Here is a 16,035-nt window from a genome sequence, read left to right as displayed (position 1 = left end):
AATCGGTTCGCGGGCGAGGAATCCGTAGCAACATCCGGGCGTATCCGGCACGTCGAGGTCGCGAGCAGGTCCGCCGCGACCCGCGCGGCCGATCGCCTGGGAGGACGCCGCATGTTGCTTGCCGACGGCACGTGGACCGGGAAGATCTTCGACGGGCGGTGGACGCCCGGGTCCGGAGGGACGTACGAGGCGGTCGCGCCCGCGACCGGGAAGGTGCTGGGTGTGGTCGGCGCGGCCGATCCCGCCGACGTCGCCCGCGCGGCGACGGCCGCCGCCGTCGTTCAGGGCGACTGGGCGGCCCGGCCGTACGACGAGCGCGCCGCCGTACTGCGCCGCGCGGGGCTGTTGTTCGAGCGGCACGCCGAGGAGATCCGGGACCTGCTGGTCCGCGAGTCCGGATCGGTCCCGGCCAAGGCGGCCGTCGAGGTGGGCTTCGCCGCGGCCGAGTGCTTCGAGGCGTCGGCGCTCGCGGCGCATCCGCAGGGCCTGGTGCTCCCGTCGACCCAGCCGCGCTGGAGCCTGGCCCGCCGCCGTCCGGCGGGCGTGGTCGGCGTGATCGCGCCGTTCAACTACCCGCTGATCCTGTCGATCCGCTCGGTCGCGCCCGCGCTCGCGCTCGGCAACGCCGTCCTGCTCAAGCCGGACCCGCGCACGGCGATCGGCGGTGGCGTGGTGCTCGCCCGGATCCTGGAGGAGGCCGGACTGCCCGCCGGCGTACTGCACCTGGTGCCCGGCGGGGCCGATACGGGCGCGGCCCTGGTGTCCGCCCCCGAGGTACGGATCGTCTCGTTCACCGGATCCACCGCCGCCGGCCGCCGGATCGGCGAGACCTGCGGACGCCTGCTCAAGCGCGCCCACCTGGAACTGGGCGGCAACAACGCGCTGATCGTGCTCCCCGGCGCCGACCTCGACCGCGCCGCGGCGGCCGGCGCCTGGGGCTCGTTCCTGCACCAGGGCCAGATCTGCATGGCCACCGGCCGCCACCTCGTCCACGAGAGCCTGTACCCGGACTACGTCGCCGCCTTGGCCGCGAAGGCCGATCACCTGCCGGTCGGCGACCCCGCGACCGAGGACGTGGCGCTCGGCCCGATCATCGACGAGGGGCAACTGCGCCGCATCGACGGCCTGGTCCGGGACAGCGTGGCCGCAGGTGCGCGCTTGGCCGCCGGCGGCACGTACGAGGGGCTGTTCTATCGGCCGACCGTGCTGGCGGACGTGCGGCCGACGATGCCCGCGTACGCCGACGAGGTGTTCGGACCGGTGGCACCGGTCGTCCCGTTCGGCACCGTCGAGGAGGCGATCGCGCTGGCCCGGGACAGCGAGTACGGCCTCTCGCTCGGCATCCTCGGCGACGTCGGGCAGGCGATGCGGGTCGCCGACGCGATTCCCACCGGCCTGGTGCACATCAACGACCAGACGGTCGACGACGAGGCCAACGCCCCCTTCGGCGGCCAGGCGGCATCGGGCACGGGCGCCCGGTTCGGCGGCCCGGAGGCCAACATCGAGGCGTTCACCGAGACGCAGTGGGTGACGATGCGGGGGGAGATCGCGCCGCATCCGTTCTGAGCGCCGGTACGCCGGTCTCCGAGCGGCGGCACGCACCGGCCGGGTGCCCGGCCTCGGCGGGCGCCGTCCGTGCCGACCACGTCGAAAGCTCGGTGATGTGGCAGGCTCGTGGGCCTACGCCCCGCGATCCGAAAGCAGGACCATGTCCGGCACGAACCACCTCGCCCAAGCCGACCAAGCAGTGCGCGAGGGACGCATGGACGTCGCCGTCAAGCTCTACCTCGAAGCCGCCGACGCCGGCGCGCCCGAAGCCCGGCGCAAGGCCGGCGAACTGATGTTCGCGGGCGGCGACGAGACCGCCGAGGCGGTGCTGCGCCAGTCATTGGCCGAGGGCGACGCGGAGGCCGTGGACGCGCTGAGCGAGTTGTTGGAGGTCACCGGCCGGGCGGAGGCCGCGGTCGACCTGCTGATCGACCGGCACCGGCTGGGCGAGACGCGCTGGGCGCTGCCGATCGCCAACCTGCTCGCCGACGCGCTCGACGAGCCGGAGGCGGCCGAGCGCTGGTACGTCTCGGCGATCGAGGCCGGCGACCCCGACGCGCCGAACGACTTCGCGGCCTTCCTCCAGGACTTCGACCGGGCCGCCGAGGCGGAGGCGCTGCTGCGCCCGGCGGCGGAGGCGGGCGACGGGTTCGCGATGGCCAACCTCGGCCGGCTGCTGCTCAACGGCGACGCCGTCGACGACGGCATCGCCTGGCTGACCCGCGCGGTCGAGGCGGGCCAGGAGGACGCGCTGGTCGACCTCGGCGACGCCGAACTGGACGCGGGCCGAACCGAGGCCGCCCGGGAGCACATCCGGCGCGCGATCGACGCCGACCTGGCCGGCTCGCGCCTGCTGTACGCGCACCTGCTCGACCGGGAGGGCGCGGCCACGAGCGAGGTCGAGGCGGCCTACCGGGCAGCGGTCGAGGCGGGCGACGTGGAGGTCGACGGGGGCGACGCGGAGGTCCTGGGATGAGGCGCGCGGCCCTCGGAGCGACGCTGGCCGCGTTGATCGCCGTCGGCGCGTGCGGACCGGGCGACGACAACGCCGGCGACGGCGAGTCGGCGCCCCCCGCGGCCACCCGCTCGGCCCGGCCCGGCGAGATCCGCGACGAGAAGGCGCACGTGTCGTACGTGCTGCCCCAGGGCTGGTACGCCAAGCCCCCGGACCCGTACGTCGGCCTGTACTCCTCGGTCGCCTCCACCGTCGACCCCAAGACGAGCGACCCCAAGACGAGCGACCCCACGGCCAAGCCCACGCCCGACCCGAACAACCCGCTCGGCACGTTCATGGTCGGCGTGGTCGACACCAAGGCGTACGTGACCGCCAGGCCGCGATCGATGCCGGAGACGGCGGAGACCGTCGGCCGGGCCCAACTCGAACTGATCTACCCGGCCAAGGCCCAGGACGTGGTGCGCTCCAGCGAGGCGACCCGCCTCGACGGGCGCAACGCGTGGCTGATGGACATCGAGAGCACCCCCGAGGACCGCAACGTGGCGCCGTTCCGGCTCCGGGTCACCGTGATCGACACCGGCGTGGTGCCGATCTACATGTTGTCCTCGGCCCCGAGCAGCGCGACCGAACGCTTGCGGGACCTCGAGTCGATCGAGCGCTCGATCCGCTTCTGAGCCAGGCCCCCTCGAACATTCGCCCGGATGACGAACGACCCGACCCCCGCTGGGGATCGGGTCGTTCGTCGTCGGTGATTCGATGCTCCGTCGACGCGTCGTTGTCCCGCGTTTCGCCGTGCCCACCGCCCTCGGCTCGGTAGGCTGACCTGGGATTTCGACGAACTCCCGGGGTACGACCGCTGGTTGCCGGCCCGGGTGTGGGATGTCCGGTCCGACGCGCGGTTTTCTTTGCCAAACGATCCGCCCGGAAGGGCCTCGGATTCGGTAACTTCCAAGTAGTCCACCGATCTTGCCGCGGTTTCTACCAGATCGCGGTCGGTCGGTGACCGGAAATCGCAGTTCGGGCCCGTTTCCAGGAAGTATTCGATCACGGTGCTCTCAGCAGCCCGACCGACTGGAGGGGGAGACGTGGCCACCACCGTGTCCAGGACACGTTCGACCGTACGGCTCGTGTCGAAACCGCAGACCGTCTCCGCCGCGCGGGCCCACGTGCGGCGCTTCTGCGAGCGGGTGGGGTTCGAGTCCGACGACCCGGTCCGGGTCACCTCCGAACTGGCCTCGAACGCGGTCGAACACGCCGGCGACTACGGCGACTACGAGGTGTCCGCCTCGCTGCACGGTCGGATGTTGTGGGTCGAGGTCTTGGATCACCTGCCGTGTTCGCTGCCGTCCCCGGTGGAGGTGTTGGAAGACGCCGAGGCCGGGCGCGGTCTGCTCGTGGTCGCCGCGTTGAGCCGGCGCTTCCGGGTCGAGTTGCGCAGCGGCGGCCGCAAGGCGGTGTGCGCCGGGTTCGAGGAGGACTTCGGCGAGGACTACGGCGCGGATTTCGACGATGACTTCGGCGACGAGGTGGAGGACGACGCGGGGGACGACTTCGGGGTGGACTGAGCCCGCCCGATACGGTCGAGCGCGGATGGTCCGGTCGTACGACGGTGCGACCGGCGCGCGGGTCGACGTGTCGTGACGGAGGAGGGCCGGGGTCGGATGGTGTTCGGGCGGCGCAGGGGACGGGGCGAGGCGGAGCCGACGGCCGGGGTGGATACGGCGCCGGTACCGGGCTCGGAGGATCCCGCCGCGGCGGGCGATCCGGGTCGCGACTCCGAACCGGGCGCCGACGCCGAACCGGGTCCCGACGCCGACTCCGATGCCGGGTTCGACCCCGACGCGCCCGACTGGCAGCGCGTCACCGCGTTCCGCTACGGCTCGTTGTCGAGCGACGGGACAAACAATCGTGCGGCCGGTTCCGCGGTCGGCGTGCGGATCCTGCGCGGCGGCGGCCCGGGGGACTTCTTCACCCCGTGTGCGCTCGCCGGGAACGACCGCCGCTCGTTGTACCTCCCCGACGGCGACCTGCTCTGCACGGTGGACCCCGCCGAGACGATCGACGCCGTACGACACGACCGGGTCCGCGCCGCCGACGGTGAACCCCTCGGCACCATCCGGCGCGTTCCGCCCACCCGGCGACCGCTCAAGCACACCTGGCGGATCGACCAGCCCGGCCGGCCCGAGATCGTCGGCCGCAACCTCTTCGCGACGACCGATCCGCGCCGCCTGGCCGCCCATACGGCGGACACCGCGCTGAGCCTGACCTTCGACACGGTGCTCGGCGGCCCCGACGGTTCGATCGGACCGGTGCGCCCGCGCGTCCTCGCCTGGAAGGCGGCCGGCGACCTGGTGATGACGACGGACGGGCGCGGGAAGCCGGTCCGGATCCTGGCGCCGTGGGTCGACCGACGGCTGGCCTTCGTGTTCGCGATGCTCGGGGACGAGTGACGCGAGCGACGCCGGCCCGTTCGGCCTCGCCGTCTGCGCGGTGTACGGCGGTGGTGTTCGAACACGATGTTCGATGCCGGCGTACGGGCGGACACGGCGGGGCCGAACGGCTCTTTGGATCGGCGCGGAGCTACTTCGCCGCGCCCGCCGTCGGTTCGAGGGCGCCGAAGATCACCAGGCCGAGCACGACCAGGCCCAGGACGACGCGGTACACCACGAACACGGTGAAGCTGTGCGTGCTGATGAACTTCAGGAACCAGGCGATCGCCGCGTAGCCGACCACGAACGCCACGAGCGTGGCCACGATCGTCGGCCCCCACGCCGGCGCCGGCCCCTCGCCGATCTTGAACAGCTCCAGGCCGCCGGAGGCCAGTACCGCCGGGATGGCCAGCAGGAACGAGTAGCGCGCCGCGACCTCGCGGCGATACCCCATCAGCAGACCCGCCGTGACCGTGCCGCCCGAGCGCGAGACACCGGGGATCAGCGCCAGCGACTGGGCGAAGCCGTAGATCAGCGACTCCTTGCCGTTGAGCTTGTCCATGCCCCGGTTGTTCAGCGCTATTCGGTCCGCGACCAACAGGATCAGACCGAACACGATCAGCGTGGTGCCGATCAGCCGCAGATCGCGGAACGTGGTCTCGATCGTGTCCTGGAAGATCAGGCCGAGTACGCCGATGGGCAACGTGCCGACGATGATGTACCAGCCCATGCGCGCGTCGAGTTCACCGCGCAGCGACGGCGTGTACAGGGACTTCACCCACGTGCCGACGATGTTGCCGATGTCCTTGCGAAAGTAGATCAGGACGGCGCTTTCCGTCCCGATCTGGGTCACGGCGGTGAACGCCGAACCCGGGTCCTCCCAGCCGGCGAACGCCGACACGATGCGCAGATGCGCGCTGGAGGAGATCGGCAGGAACTCGGTGAGTCCCTGGACCAAGCCGAGTACGACGGCTTCGAACCAACCGATCACCGGACGACTCCGGGGTGGGAAACAGGGATGCGGATCATGGCCGTCACGGTAGCGGCGGCCCACGGTGTGCCAGGTGGACATCACATGTCCGAAGTTGGACGGAACGGTAACGGCGGAGCCGCCGGCGCGGATCCGGGCGCGAAACGACACGGATCGGGCCCGGCGCGGACCCGGGTCGTCGATTCCGGTCGCGGTGCGGGTCCGGATAAGGATTTGCCCGGGCGCCGACGGACGGAAATCCTGATCCGATGACCAGCGAGAGCAGCGCAGAGCGGACCGGTACGACGTCGCCCGAGGCGGAGGCGCCCGGGATGTCCGAGGCCGCGCCCGTGGCCTCCGGGGTACGCGTGCCGTGGGAGGCCGCGCCGGAAGGGCTGCGCGCGGCGGTGGAGGCGCGGCTCGGCGCCCGGGTCGTGCGGGCCGTCACCCAGGTCGGCGGATTCTCGCCCGGCATCGCCGCCCGAGTCGAACTCGCGGACGGCCGACGGGCATTCGTCAAGGCCGTCGGCGCCGAGGCGAACCCCGACGCGCCCGGCCTGCACCGGGCCGAGGCCAGGGTCGCCGCCGCCCTCCCTCCCGCCGCCCCCGTGCCGCGCCTGCTCGCCGAGGTCGACCTCGACGGCTGGGTGGCACTGGCCTTCGAGGACATCGACGGCCACACGCCCGTGCAGCCGTGGCGTCCGGAGGACCTGACCCGGGTCCTGGCCGCCTGCGCCGACCTGGGCGCCGTCCTGGACCCGTCCCCGATCGAGGTGCCCACCGTCGCCGAGGCGCTGGGCGTCACCTTCGGGGCGTGGCGACGCGGCTTCGATCCCGAGTCGTTCGGCGCGTGGACGTGCGCCAACGTCGAGCGGATCGCCGCGCACGAGGCGTATTGGCCGACCGCCGCCGAGGGCACCGCCCTGGTGCATGGTGACCTGCGCGCGGACAACATGCTGCTGACCCCGGACCGGGTCGTGTTCGTCGACTGGCCGTGGGCCGTGCGCGGGGCGTCCTGGATCGACGTGGTCCTGATGGCGCCGAGCGTGATCATGCACAACGGCGACACCGCCATCGACCCGATCGAGGCCCATCTGGCCCGCCGGGGGGTGGACCCGGACCGGGTCACCGCCGTAATGGCCGCCGCCGCCGGATTCTTCGCCGCGAACTCCCTGCTGCCGGCCCCGGACGGTCTCCCGACCCTGCGTCCGTTCCAACGCGCCCAGGCCCACGGCGCGCTGCACTGGCTGCGCCGGCGCCTGGCCTGAGCCGCCGGACATGGCCCGGGGGCGCGGCTCAGCGGCGTGCCGCGTGGGCCTTGCCGCGCTGGGCGCCGAGGCCGGTGAGGCGGGCGACGGCGACGCCGATCGCGCCGGGGAGCAGGCCCGCAGCGACGAAGGCGATGATGCCGGCGCCCCACCAGAGGATCTCGAACAACACGCGCGGAAGCCCGGTCAGCGCATCGGCGTTGTTGGCGGCGGCGAACCGACCCCAGAGGAGGATCATCACGGTCGGTGCGGCCAACCCGACCAGGATCCGCACCGCCCATCCGGCGGTGAGCGTGAACCCCCAGTAGGCGGTGGCCGCGACGGCGGCCAACTCGGCCAGGAACAGAAACAACATCGCGGTCCAATAGAGCACGATCATGCGAGCCTCCCCGTGGCTTGCGAGAGCACCGCTCTCGCCCGAGAGCATCATTCTGCGTCCCATGCTCCAAGTCAAGAGCACTGCTCTCGTTTGCGAGCGCCGATCTCACTCGGGCCGAGGCGCCGGTGCCGCTCGGGCCGAAGGGGGCCACCGCCGCGTGCCGTACGCCGTGCCGCGTCGCCGGGTGGACGACGGGCACGGCGCGCGCGGGGTCGGGCCTACTCGCCAGGGGCGTCTGGCCCCTGGGAGCGGACCCGCTCGACGTGCTCCAGCGAGTCGCGCAGGTCGGTCAGCCACGTGTCGGCGTTGCGCTGCACCAGGCGCACACACCAGGCCAGCGCGTCGCTGCGGCTGCGCGCTACGCCGCCCGCGACCAGGGTGTCCAGGACCTGACGTTCGGGCTGGCGGAGCCGGGTCATCACGGGTACGGAGACGTTGGTGTAGAGGGCGCGGGTCCCGCCGCACTCGACGCCCCACGACACCTTGCGGCCGAAGCGGCGTTCGGCCTCGCGGGCCACCGCCATGCGGTCCTCGCGGGTGCGCTCGCGGAACTCGGCGATCCGCCCGTCGAGCGCGGCCTCCCGCTCGTCGGCCGAGACCTCCTCGGCGAGTTCCGGCTCGGGGATACGGCCGATGACGGTGATCTCCTCGCGGTCGACGGTCACCTCGACCAGCGCGGTGAACAGGCCCTCCGGCAGGCGTCCGGTGAACCAGCCGCGCACTGCTTCCTGTTTCGTTGTAATCATGTAATTCAAGTTACGCCGATACGCGGGCAAGGCAAGAAGGTCCGCCCACAGCGGAATCCGAGGGGAGCGCAGGGCCCCGCGCCCGCCGGGACCAACCCGCCGGTGTGTCGACGACCCGTCCCGGTCGGATGGCAGACCCGGAAGGTAGCTTGGGCCGCATGACCATCGAGGGCGTTGCCACACGGGTACCGGTCGGGGTGGGCCGATGAATCGGCTCGGGCTGGTCGCGGTGGTGGTGCGGGACTACGACGAGGCGATCACGTTCTATACCGGAGCGCTCGGGTTCGACCTGCGCGAGGACACCCCGATGGCGGACGGGAAACGCTGGGTCGTGGTCGCCCCGCCCGGCACGGGACCGAACGAGGCGGCCGTACTGCTGGCCAAGGCGGTGGACGACGAGCAGCGCTCCCGGGTGGGGGACCAGACGGGCGGCCGGGTCGGACTGTTCCTGTACACCGACGACTTCGCGCGCGAGCACGCCCGCATGCTGGCGGCGGGCGTGGTCTTCGAGGAGCCGCCGCGCCGGGAGAAGTACGGGATAGTGGCCGTCTTCCGCGACCTGTACGGAAACCGCTGGGACCTGATCGAACGGATGGGCCCGATCCGCTGAACACGGGGACGGGCGGCGAGCCGACCCGCGCCCTCCGCGCCGCCTACTGCGCCAACGAGATGACCAGCCACAGGAACCCCACACCCGCCACCGTGCACAGCAGCGTCGAGCCCGACGGGTGTGGGCTGTGCGCCTCGGGGAGGATGTCGGCGGTGGCGAGGTAGAGCAGGAAGCCGGCGAAGAAACCCAGGTACAGGCCGAGCGCGTGCTCCGGGATGGTGAACGCCAGCGTGAGGGCCGCGCCCGCCACCGGCGCGAGGGCGTCCGCGCCCAGCAGGGTCAGGGCCCGGCGGCGGTCGTTGCCGTACATGCGGGTGACGGTGAACGTGTTGAAGCCGTCGGCGAAGTCGTGCGCCACCACCGCGATCGCCACCGTCGTGCCGACGGTGGTGCCGGCCTGGAACGCGGCGCCGATCGCGAAGCCGTCCATCACGCTGTGCCCGACCAGCGCGATGCCGGCGGTCAGTCCGATGCCCTTGACCCGGCCGTCGGTGCCCATGGCCGGGCCGTGGTGGTGGGCGTGCGGGGCGTACTCGCTCTCGTGGCCCCGGTGGATCGCCACCGAACGCTCGACCACGTGCAGCACGAGAAAGCCCAGAACGAACATCAGCAGCGCCTGGGGCACCCCGCCGATCCGCCCACCCGCCGCCGACAACGACTCGGGCAGCAGGTCGAACGCGACCACGCCGAGCATCAGTCCGGCGGCGAGGCCGAGTACGAGATGCCGGCGATCGCCGATGCGCTGCGCCACCCAGCCGCCGAGCAGGGTCATCAGGAAGGCACCGGCGGCGACCAGTACGGCGGTCACGCCCGCGCCTGCCCTGGCCTGCGCGGCTGCGTCCGGGACGGCGTCATCGAACCATCGTCGTCGAGCGGATGGGCGCCCGCGCTCGGGGCTGCGCCGTACGAGTGTGGATCGGCGACGCCCACGCGCCGATCGCCGGGTCCCGCGCTGCCCGTTCCCCTCGTGCCGCCCGGCCTGCAAGATGTCGGTTGATATTCCTGCACAGCCCTCGCCGTAGGAGTTGGAGGAATAGTGAGCCGAACCCTGCCCCACCCCCGCGTGCGTTCCCGACGCCGGATGCCCGCGACGATCGTCGCGGTGGCCGCGCTGCTCCTGGTGTTCCTGGCGCCACCGGCCGCCGAGGCCCACCCGGACGGCCCCGGTGGCGAACCGGGGTGCGACCCGATCGACCCGGCGGCGTGTTTGTTGCCGTTCCCGAACGACTGGCACACGAAAGCCGATCGGCATACCGAGACCGGGCGGCGGGTCGCCTTCTCGGCGGCGATGATGCCGCACGGCGCAACCCCCGACGCGTGGAATCGCAACGACGGCTTTTCGCCCGGTTCGACGCTGACCACCCGGGTCCCCGGCGTCGACCTCGGCCGAAGCGGCGCGGCCCCGGTCACCGACGTCGGCGCCTCGCTCGCCCGCGACGCACCGATCGTCGTCCTGGACACCGATACCGGCGAACGATGGCCGTACTGGGCCGAACTCGACGCCAACGCCGTCGAACCGACCCGGCAGGCGCTGCTGGTCCACCCCGCGCGGAACTTCGTACCGGGCCACCACTACGTGGTCGGCCTGCGCGACCTGCGCGGCGCCGACGGCCGACCGCTCGCCGCGCCCGAGGCGTTCGCCAAGGTCGCCGGCCGCACCCTCCCGCGCCGCGACCCCCTGGCGGCTCGCCAGGCGCGCCTGCGGCCGGTCCTCGACCGGCTGGACCGGGCCGGTGTCGAGCGCCGCGACCTGTACCTGGCCTGGGACTTCACCGTCGCGAGCGAACACAACCTCACCGCGGGCATGTTGCGGATGCGCGACGACGCCTTCGGCCGACTCGGCGATCAGGCACCGCAGTTCACCGTAACGGGTGTCAAGAACACCACGCCGCAAGAGGATTCGCGGATCGCCCGCGAGGTCACCGGGACCGTCACCGTGCCCAGCTACCTCGATCGCCCCGGCGGGCCCACCGGTTCCACGCTCAACCTCGGGCGGGACGGGCTGCCGCGCCAACTGCCGGGCAACACCCAGCAGGCACAATTCCGTTGCGAGATTCCGCGCAGCGCGTTCGACACCCCGTCGCAGGCGTCGCTGTACGGTCACGGTCTGCTCGGCAGCAACAACGAGGTGGGCGGCGGCAACGTCAAGGCGATGGCCGCCGAGCACGGCATCACGTTCTGCGCGACCAAGTGGATCGGCATGGCCGACGAGGATCTGCCCACCGTCGCCCGGGCGTTGGCCGACCTCGGCAGCTTCGGCGCGGTGCCGGATCGCACTCGACAGGGGTTCCTGAACGCGCTGTTCCTCGGCCGGGACATGATCCACGAGCGCGGCTTCAGTGCCGACCCGGCGTTTCGTACCGATGCCGGCCGACCGCTGATCGACACCTCGAAGGGGCTGGTCTTCGACGGCAACAGCCAGGGCGGCATCCTCGGCGGATCGTTGGTCGCGGTGTCCCGGGACATCAAGCGCGGCGTGCTCGGGGTCACCGGGATGAACTACAGCGTGTTGCTCAACCGCAGCTCCGACTTCGGGCCGTACGGACGGATCCTGGACGCGACCTATCCGGACCGGCTCGACCAGCAGGTGGTGCTTTCGCTGTTCCAGATGCTCTGGGACCGGGGCGAGACCAACGGCTACGCGAGCGGCCTCGGCCGGGGATCGTTGCCCGGTACACCGCGCCACGACGTGCTGATGCAGATCGCGTTCGGCGACCACCAGGTCTCCACGGTGACCGCCGAGGTCGAGGCGCGCACGATCGGCGCGCGGATCCACGAACCCGCGATCGCCGCCGGGCGCAACCCGGACCGGGACCCGTACTGGGGTATCCGGCCGCTGCCGCACGGGCCGTACCGGGGCTCCGCGCTGGTCGTCTGGGACAGCGGTTCGCCCGCTCCGCCGGTGACCAATACGCCGCCGATCGGGCCCGAGTACGGGCACGATCCGCACTCGGACCCGCGCAATTCGCCGGTGGCGCGGCAGCAAAAGGCGATCTTCCTGGCCGGCGGGCGGGTCGTCGACGTGTGCGGCGGCGCGCCCTGCACGGCACCGGCCGGTTAGCGCCGGCCCGGGGCCTTCGCCGCTACCGTGGCGGCCGGGACCGAGTGGGGTTGCGCTGCCAGGGAGTACGACGTGAGCGATGCACAGGCCGACTACGCCGACTCCGTGGTGGCCGCGTGGTCGGCGGTACTGCCGGACGTGGAGGCGTCCTCGGTCGGGTTCGTGGTGCGGATGCATCAGGCGATGATCGCGATGGAGGAGTTCGACCGGCGCAGCATCGGCGCGCTGGACCTGACCGCGCCGGAGTACATGGTGTTGGCCGTGCTGGCCACCCGGCCGGACGAACCGGGCCTGACACTGCGGGAGTTGCGGCCGTTGGTGATGTACTCCTCCGGCGGCATGACGCACTGCGTGGACCGGCTCGCGCGCAAGGAGTTGGTCGAGCGCCGGCCCAACCCCGAGGACGGCCGCTCGGTGCTGGTCTGCCTCACCGAGGCGGGCCGGCGCTGTGCCCGGACGGCGATGCGGGCGCGGATCGACGCGCTCGACGGGCTCCTGGAGCCGATCGCGGGCGCGGATCGGGACGTGGTGGACCGGGCGCTGCGCATCCTGGCGTCGACGCTCGGCGGGCGGTGACGCGGGGGCGGTCGCGCGCTCGGGCCCGACCCGGCCGGTCGTGTGCGCGCCCGCGGAGCCGGCGCGCGCCGACTCCGCTCAGGCGTCGGCGGATTCCGGCTCGCCGCGGTGGCGGGCGCGGAACGCGGCGGCCTTGGCCCGGTTGCCGCAGCCGCGCATGTCGCACCAGCGGCGGCTGCCGTGGCGTGAGGTGTCCACATAGAGCCGGGTGCACAGCGGCGCCCCGCACTCCCTGATCCGGTCCGCGTCCGGGCCGCCGAACAACGTGATCGCCGAGCGGGCGATCTCGGCCAGCACCGCCGCGAGGTCGCCGGTGCGCTCCACTCGGCCATCCGCGGTCAGCGCGACCCGGACCGGCTCGCCGGCCGCGAAGCGATTGAGCGTCGCGCGCTCGGGCCCGGCGTACCCCTGCGGTGTCTCGCGGGCGAGGGCCAGCCGGTACATCGCCTCGCGCAGTTCGATCGTGTTCGCGAGCCCGCGTTCGTCCACCGCCGGAAGCGTGTCCACGAGGCCGGCCGCGACCGCCCAGGACGCGAGCGAGGTCGGCGTGTCGAGAAGGTCGCGCGCCTCGGTGCGGCGCGCCTGGACGGTGCCGATCAGATCGAGTGCGACGTCGCCGCCGCTGAAGGTGTAGGCCACCCTCTCAGGATAACCCGTTTGACAGGTTAGTGTCGGACGGGTCAGGCTGAGTAACCGGATTGGGCAGTTATTCTTCTCGTCGATCGGGAGTGGGTCCCAGTGACCGTCGCAGACACCACCCAGGACAGCAGGCAACACGTCGCTCCGGGCGTCCGGTCGGCACCGACGGCCGTCGGTCACCCGCCGGATCGGACCGGGTGGGAACCCGGGCGGCAAGCCGGGCGGGAGGGGCGCAGGGACGCGGCCGGGAAGGCGGTTCCGCCGCTGTTCGTGCTGCTGTGGAGCAGCGGGTTCATCGTCGCCGCGATCGGGGTGGGCGCGGCGCCGCCGTTGTTGCTGATGTTCTTCCGGTTCGTGCTCGCCGGAGTGCTGCTCGGCGTGTTCGCCCTGGTCGTTCGGGCGCCGTGGCCGCGCGGTCGACGGCTCGGGCACGTGATGGTGGCCGGACTGCTGTTCCAGGCGGTCCAGTTCGGCGCGCTGTACACGGCGCTGTCGCTCGGCATGTCCGCCGCCGTGGCGGCCCTGGTCCAGGGGCTCAATCCGGTGCTGATCGCGCTGTTGGCCGGGCGCGTCCTCGGCGAGCGGGTGAGCGTGCGGCAGTGGCTCGGCTTCGGCCTGGGCACGATCGGGGTCGTGCTCGCCGTCTCCGGCCCCGCCGGTACGTCGATCCCGGCGCTGGTCCTGGCCGTGGTGGGGCTGCTCGGGCTCAGCGTGGGCACGGTGTACCAGAAGCACTATGTGCGGGACGTCGACCTGCGCACCGGCACGGCCGTGCAGTTCCTGGTCAGCGCGCCGTTCATCGGCCTGGGGTCGCTGCTGTTCGAGACGCCGTACATCGGCGCGTGGGGACCGTTCCTCGGCACACTCGCGTGGATGGTGCTGGTCAACTCGATCGGGGTGTTCACGCTGCTCAACCTGATGTTGCGGCGGTCCTCGGCCAGTCGGGTCGGCACGCTGTTCTTCCTGACGCCGGCCGCGACCGCGCTCCTCGCGTGGCTCCTGCTCGACCAGTCGTTGCGGGTGACCACGCTGGCCGGGATCGCGATCGGCGGCGTCGGGGTGTTGCTGGCGAATCGCGGCTGAGGAGCCGCGAGTGGCCGAGGGGCCCGCCGTCGGTCAGCCCAGCACGTCGGCGACCGCTCGGGTGACCTCCGGCCAGGCCGTCGAGAGCGGGTCGACCGGCTCGAAGTGGCCGATTCCCGGGAGTTCGCGCAGGTCCGCTCCCGAGACGGCCGCGAAGGTTCGGCTCAGCGCGATCGGGACCTGCTCGTCGGCGTCGCCGTGCAGCAGGATCAGCCGGCGCCCGCCGACCCCGCCCGCCGCCAGCCGGACCGGGTCGGTCTCGGCGAGCACGGGCTCGGAGTGGTCGGGCAGGAACTCGGCCGCCGCGCCGTCGTCCAGGTTCAGCTTCAGCGCCGCGTCCAGGTCCAGTACGCCGCCCAGCGCGATCGCCCCCGCCAGGGCCGGCGGCGCGGACAGCCGACCCGGGCCACCCGCCGGCACCCGATCGCGGAGCGCGGCCCACACCGCGAGGTGCCCGCCGGCGGAGTGTCCGAGCAGCACCATCGGCTCCGGGACCTGCGCCGCCAGCAGATCGACGGCGGCGGCCACGTCCTCGAACGTCCCGGGCCGGCCACCTCCCGGCTGCCCGGCCCGGCGATACTCGACGGTCGCCGCCGTGTACCCCTCGGCGGCCAACGCGACGCACATCGAGTACGTGTACCCCCGGTCGTACCGCGCCCGCCAATACCCCCCGTGCAACACCACGACAAGCCCACGCGACCCACCCGCCGCCTGCCAGAGATCGACAACCTGCTCCTCCCCGGACCCATACCGCAACGTACGATCCGGCCCGGCAGCCGACCGACCAAGAATGTCCCGCGAAGCACTCATCCCGGCATTGTGCCGTTCCCGCGAACTCCCCGGCGTACCGCCACCCACACGCCACCGGGTGATCGCCCTGCCGGTCACGCCGATCAGGTGCACCACACGAACGGGATCGCCACGCCCCAACAACCCACGACGATCGCCCACCCGGCGACGGTGGGCCGGCGCCCGATCGTGTCCTCACGCGGCGCGGCGCGCGCCATGCCGCCCAGACGCCGTTCGAACAGCAGATAGGCCAGGAATCCGAACCCGGTCAGTACGGACAGCCAGAACCACCAGCCCCGGCCCATCAGTTGCGGCGGGCCGCCGTACACCATCGACACGAGCAGACCGAAGCCGATCAGGAACGCGGCGAGGGTCAACCACAACCAGGGGAGATAGCCCAGGAGCGCGGGGATCATCAGCAGATCGTCGGGCCCGCGACGGCGGGCACTGGTGTATGTGTCGACGGAGACGTGCCCACCCGCCGGTGTCGCGGCCTCCACCACCCGACGGAACTCGGTCGCCGGATCGAATCCCGGCCCCGGGAGGTGACCGTCGGATCCATGCGACAAAGGCGCCGCGAAGTCGAACTCCGTCTCCCGGAGCGAGAACCACCCGTCCGACCAGCGCACGGTGAAGCCGCGCGGGTCGGCGTCGTAGGCAACCGCGTCGACCCGTCCGGAGCGGAGGCCGCTCAACAGGTCGTCGGTGTCGCCCGGGGTGGGATCGCGGGCGATCAGGGCCATTACGACGGTGAGTACGAGCACCGCGGCGGCTACGGCGCGGGCCGCGATGCCCCACACGCGACGGGGCGCGGTGGATGTACGTTCGCTCGGCCCCGGTCCTGCCTCGGGTGTCGTCTCCCGTGGCGCGTCGGCTTCCGTCGCCGCACTTGCCGGTTCCGCGTCGCGTCGCACCGTGCCACCCCCCGCCTTTCCACCCCGTTCGGTACCGTAGCGGGTCGCCCGGGCGGGGCCTCGGGTGG

Annotated in this window: 17 protein-coding genes; 10 read left to right on the top strand and 7 right to left on the bottom strand. The window is 72.5% G+C overall.

Annotation, left to right across the window (positions count from 1 at the left end; translation table 11 throughout):
• Positions 1 to 111: 111 nt before the first annotated feature.
• From ACH4XV_RS17565 to ACH4XV_RS17545, 5 genes are all read left to right on the top strand, one after another.
• On the top strand, positions 112 to 1,566 hold the full coding sequence (locus ACH4XV_RS17565; protein ID WP_395790679.1) for a benzaldehyde dehydrogenase: 1,455 nt from the start codon (positions 112 to 114) through the stop codon (positions 1,564 to 1,566).
• A 142-nt stretch (positions 1,567 to 1,708) separates the two neighbouring features.
• Entirely contained in the window at positions 1,709 to 2,524 is an 816-nt protein-coding gene (locus tag ACH4XV_RS17560) for a hypothetical protein (RefSeq protein ID WP_395790677.1), read from the top strand.
• Positions 2,521 to 3,177 carry a hypothetical protein gene (locus tag ACH4XV_RS17555; protein ID WP_395790675.1) on the top strand — a complete coding sequence of 219 codons (657 nt, stop codon included), beginning with the start codon at positions 2,521 to 2,523 and terminating at the stop codon, positions 3,175 to 3,177. The genes ACH4XV_RS17560 and ACH4XV_RS17555 overlap by 4 nt, the downstream gene beginning before the upstream one ends.
• Positions 3,178 to 3,630: 453 nt before the next feature.
• A complete protein-coding gene (locus ACH4XV_RS17550) occupies positions 3,631 to 4,068 on the top strand; it encodes an ATP-binding protein (protein ID WP_395790673.1) in 438 nt (145 codons plus the stop codon).
• Positions 4,069 to 4,140: 72 nt separating this feature from the next.
• Entirely contained in the window at positions 4,141 to 4,953 is an 813-nt protein-coding gene (locus tag ACH4XV_RS17545) for a hypothetical protein (protein WP_395790671.1), read from the top strand.
• A gap of 130 nt (positions 4,954 to 5,083) precedes the next feature.
• Here the strand turns inward: ACH4XV_RS17545 and ACH4XV_RS17540 are convergent, their stop codons facing one another.
• Positions 5,084 to 5,920, bottom strand: coding sequence for an undecaprenyl-diphosphate phosphatase (locus ACH4XV_RS17540; RefSeq protein ID WP_395791109.1), 837 nt, complete (start codon positions 5,918 to 5,920; stop codon positions 5,084 to 5,086).
• 251 nt (positions 5,921 to 6,171) lie between these two features.
• On the opposite strand from ACH4XV_RS17540, the gene ACH4XV_RS17535 reads away from it, so the two are divergent.
• Positions 6,172 to 7,170 (top strand): phosphotransferase, encoded by a 999-nt coding sequence (locus ACH4XV_RS17535; protein ID WP_395790669.1) that lies wholly within the window; start codon positions 6,172 to 6,174, stop codon positions 7,168 to 7,170.
• Between the two features lie 28 nt (positions 7,171 to 7,198).
• Here the strand turns inward: ACH4XV_RS17535 and ACH4XV_RS17530 are convergent, their stop codons facing one another.
• A complete protein-coding gene (locus tag ACH4XV_RS17530) occupies positions 7,199 to 7,549 on the bottom strand; it encodes a YrdB family protein (protein WP_395790667.1) in 351 nt (116 codons plus the stop codon).
• Between the two features lie 218 nt (positions 7,550 to 7,767).
• Complete coding sequence (locus ACH4XV_RS17525) at positions 7,768 to 8,295, bottom strand: hypothetical protein (RefSeq protein ID WP_395790665.1); 528 nt, start codon at positions 8,293 to 8,295, stop codon at positions 7,768 to 7,770.
• Positions 8,296 to 8,500: 205 nt separating this feature from the next.
• Here ACH4XV_RS17525 and ACH4XV_RS17520 point away from each other — a divergent pair, with 205 nt between their 5' ends.
• On the top strand, positions 8,501 to 8,905 hold the full coding sequence (locus tag ACH4XV_RS17520; RefSeq protein ID WP_395790663.1) for a VOC family protein: 405 nt from the start codon (positions 8,501 to 8,503) through the stop codon (positions 8,903 to 8,905).
• Positions 8,906 to 8,948: 43 nt separating this feature from the next.
• On the opposite strand, the gene ACH4XV_RS17515 is transcribed toward ACH4XV_RS17520, so the two are convergent.
• Positions 8,949 to 9,677 (bottom strand): ZIP family metal transporter, encoded by a 729-nt coding sequence (locus tag ACH4XV_RS17515; RefSeq protein WP_395791107.1) that lies wholly within the window; start codon positions 9,675 to 9,677, stop codon positions 8,949 to 8,951.
• A gap of 309 nt (positions 9,678 to 9,986) precedes the next feature.
• Between ACH4XV_RS17515 and ACH4XV_RS17510 the strand changes: the two genes are divergently transcribed.
• Positions 9,987 to 11,966 carry a hypothetical protein gene (locus tag ACH4XV_RS17510; RefSeq protein ID WP_395790661.1) on the top strand — a complete coding sequence of 660 codons (1,980 nt, stop codon included), beginning with the start codon at positions 9,987 to 9,989 and terminating at the stop codon, positions 11,964 to 11,966.
• A 72-nt stretch (positions 11,967 to 12,038) separates the two neighbouring features.
• Positions 12,039 to 12,542 (top strand): MarR family winged helix-turn-helix transcriptional regulator, encoded by a 504-nt coding sequence (locus ACH4XV_RS17505; RefSeq protein ID WP_380001276.1) that lies wholly within the window; start codon positions 12,039 to 12,041, stop codon positions 12,540 to 12,542.
• Positions 12,543 to 12,620: 78 nt separating this feature from the next.
• Here the strand turns inward: ACH4XV_RS17505 and ACH4XV_RS17500 are convergent, their stop codons facing one another.
• Entirely contained in the window at positions 12,621 to 13,181 is a 561-nt protein-coding gene (locus ACH4XV_RS17500; protein ID WP_395790659.1) for a CGNR zinc finger domain-containing protein, read from the bottom strand.
• A gap of 99 nt (positions 13,182 to 13,280) precedes the next feature.
• Between ACH4XV_RS17500 and ACH4XV_RS17495 the strand changes: the two genes are divergently transcribed.
• Positions 13,281 to 14,264 carry a DMT family transporter gene (locus tag ACH4XV_RS17495; RefSeq protein WP_395790657.1) on the top strand — a complete coding sequence of 328 codons (984 nt, stop codon included), beginning with the start codon at positions 13,281 to 13,283 and terminating at the stop codon, positions 14,262 to 14,264.
• Positions 14,265 to 14,297: 33 nt separating this feature from the next.
• Here the strand turns inward: ACH4XV_RS17495 and ACH4XV_RS17490 are convergent, their stop codons facing one another.
• Both ACH4XV_RS17490 and ACH4XV_RS17485 read right to left on the bottom strand, forming a co-directional pair.
• Positions 14,298 to 15,074 (bottom strand): alpha/beta hydrolase, encoded by a 777-nt coding sequence (locus ACH4XV_RS17490; protein ID WP_395790655.1) that lies wholly within the window; start codon positions 15,072 to 15,074, stop codon positions 14,298 to 14,300.
• 83 nt (positions 15,075 to 15,157) lie between these two features.
• Positions 15,158 to 15,853 (bottom strand): hypothetical protein, encoded by a 696-nt coding sequence (locus ACH4XV_RS17485; RefSeq protein ID WP_395790653.1) that lies wholly within the window; start codon positions 15,851 to 15,853, stop codon positions 15,158 to 15,160.
• Positions 15,854 to 16,035: the final 182 nt, after the last annotated feature.

The sequence above is a fragment of the Embleya sp. NPDC020630 genome (genome assembly GCF_044334985.1).
Classification (GTDB): domain Bacteria; phylum Actinomycetota; class Actinomycetes; order Streptomycetales; family Streptomycetaceae; genus Embleya.
Note: the sequence above shows the minus strand (reverse complement) of the source record. Positions and strands in the feature narration are given on the sequence as shown.